This is a genomic window from Kocuria sp. NPDC057446 (assembly GCF_042802875.1).
Classification (GTDB): Bacteria; Actinomycetota; Actinomycetes; order Actinomycetales; family Micrococcaceae; genus Kocuria.
In genome coordinates this window covers 1-2,352 of record NZ_JBHVDI010000265.1, presented here as the reverse complement: position 1 = coordinate 2,352, position 2,352 = coordinate 1, and the positions used below count along the sequence as shown (strand labels likewise).

Annotated in this window: 2 protein-coding genes and 1 riboswitch; both genes read left to right on the top strand. The window is 72.3% G+C overall.

Going from position 1 to position 2,352, the window contains the following annotated elements:
• The first annotated feature begins 65 nt into the window (after positions 1–65).
• On the top strand, positions 66–530 hold the full coding sequence (locus ACFU0Y_RS17910) for a CoA-binding protein (RefSeq protein WP_380216283.1): 465 nt from the start codon (positions 66–68) through the stop codon (positions 528–530).
• A gap of 99 nt (positions 531–629) precedes the next feature.
• Positions 630–744: riboswitch (SAM riboswitch) on the top strand.
• Between the two features lie 77 nt (positions 745–821).
• Positions 822–2,240 carry an LLM class flavin-dependent oxidoreductase gene (locus ACFU0Y_RS17905; protein WP_380216281.1) on the top strand — a complete coding sequence of 473 codons (1,419 nt, stop codon included), beginning with the start codon at positions 822–824 and terminating at the stop codon, positions 2,238–2,240.
• Positions 2,241–2,352 lie beyond the last annotated feature (112 nt).

Genomic DNA, 2,352 nt, shown 5'->3' with positions numbered 1-2,352 from the left:
GGCACGTGTCGGCGGGACGTGCCGGCGCGCGGGACGGCGAGCGGGTTCCGTGCCAGGCTGGGGGCATGAGCCGCAACGACCCCGCCGTCATCGACCGTCTCATGACCCGGCCCGGCCGGTGGGCCGTGGTGGGGCTGACCGGCAACACGGCCCGGCCGGCGCACTCGGTCGCGAGACGGATCCGGGACGACCTCGGCATGACGATCGTCCCGGTGAACCCGAAGGGCGAACCGGTGCACGGCGAGCCGGGCTACCGCACGCTCGCCGAGGTGCCGGGACCGATCGACGTGGTGGACTGCTTCGTGAACTCCCGCCGTGTCGGCGCGGTCGTGGACCAGGCCGTCGCCGTGGGCGCCGCGGCGGTGTGGCTGCAGCTGGGCGTCGTCGACGAGGCCGCCGCCGCCCGCGCGGAGCGGGCCGGGCTCGACGTGGTCATGGACACCTGCCCGCTCATCGAGCTCCGCTCCCTGCTCGGGCGGGGCTGGACCTTGGACCCGCGCCGGACCCCGCCCCTCGCGCCGCCCGCCTGAGGACCGCCCGCCCGGATTCCGCTGGGCCCCGCCCGGAAGCCGGCCCGCCCGGGGCTTGCGCCGGGTCCGGGGCGAGCCGGTAAGCTGTCCGACGACGACGATGACGAGTCCCGACGCGAAGCTCTGGCTGGTCGGGCGGCAACCCTCTCCCGTAGCGGGGTGCCCCAGATGAACATCGGGCCGCGGTGCACGTGCTCCGCGGCAAGTACGGCGCCCACCAGTGCGTCGGACCCGCGAGCAGGTCTCCACGACGCACGGGCGCGGGTCGGCATCGAGCCGGGAGGAACACCCTTGAGCAAGCGCATCGCCCTGAACGCCTTCGACATGACGTGCGTGGGGCACCAGGCCCCCGGCCTGTGGAAGCACCCCCGCTCCCGGGCGGACGAGTACAACACGATCGAGTACTGGACGGACGTCGCCCAGCTCCTGGAGAGGGGACTCTTCGACGCGCTGTTCCTCGCGGACGTCGTCGGCTACTACGACGTCTACCAGAACTCCGCGGCGCCCGTGATCCGGGACGCCACGCAGATCCCGGTCAACGACCCCTTCATGCAGATCTCCGCGATGGCGGCCGTGACGAAGCACCTGGGCTTCGGGGTGACCAGCGCGATCACCTACGAGCAGCCGTACCCGCTGGCCCGGAAGTTCGCGACGCTGGACCACCTCACGAAGGGCCGGATGGGCTTCAACGTGGTGACGTCCTACCTGAAGTCCGCCGCCGAGAACCACGGGCTCACGGAGCAGATCTCCCACGACGAGCGCTACGAGATCGCCGAGGAGTTCATGGAGGTCTGCTACAAGCTGTGGGAGGGCTCCTGGGAGGACGGGGCGGTCAAGCGGGACCGGGCCAACGGGGTCTTCGCCGACCCGGCGCTCGTCCACCCCATCCAGCACCACGGCAAGTACTTCGACGTGCCCGGCATCGGGCTGACCGAGCCGTCCCCGCAGCGCACGCCGCTGATCTTCCAGGCCGGCGCGTCCACCCGCGGGCGCGCGTTCGCCGGCCGCCACGCCGAGGCGGTGTTCGTGGGCGGCATCCGCCCGGACCTGACCCGCGTGGTCACCGACAAGCTGCGCGACGAGGCGCAGGCCCAGGGGCGGGGCCGGGACGACCTCAAGATCTTCGCGATGCTGCACGTGATCGTCGACGAGACCGACGCGAAGGCCGAGCAGAAGCGCCGCGACTACGAGCGCTACGCGGACGCCGACGGCGCGCTGGGCCTCGTGGGCGGCTGGTCCGGCGTGGACCTGGGGCGCTACGACGAGAACGACGTCCTGGAGTACATCAAGACCGATTCGATCCAGTCCTTCCTGACGCCCTTCACCACGGCCGACCCGCACCGGAAGTGGACGGTCAAGGAGGTCGCGAGGCACATCTCGATGGGCGGCATGGGCGTGCCGATCGTGGGCTCCCCGCAGACCGTGGCCGACGAGCTCGAGCGGTGGATCGACGACGGCGGGCTGGACGGCATCAACCTCGCCTACCACGTGTCCCCGGGCTCGTTCGAGGACTTCGTGGAGTGGGTCGTCCCGGAGCTGCAGAAGCGCGGCCGCTACCGGACCGGGTACGAGGGCACCACGCTGCGCGAGAACCTCTACGGTGCGGGGCAGACCAAGGTGCTCGACACCCACCCCGCCGCCGCACTCCGGGGAGCCTACGCGGGAAAGCCCTCCGCCGCGGACACCCCCGCCCGCGCACTGGCCCTCTGATCCCCGCCCCCTGAGCCCCGCCCCTCGAGCCGGCGGCTCCGCCGGGGACACGGGGCGGGGCACGGAAGGAGGAGGAGCCCCCGCGCGCGGGGACTCCTCCTCCAGTCTCTTA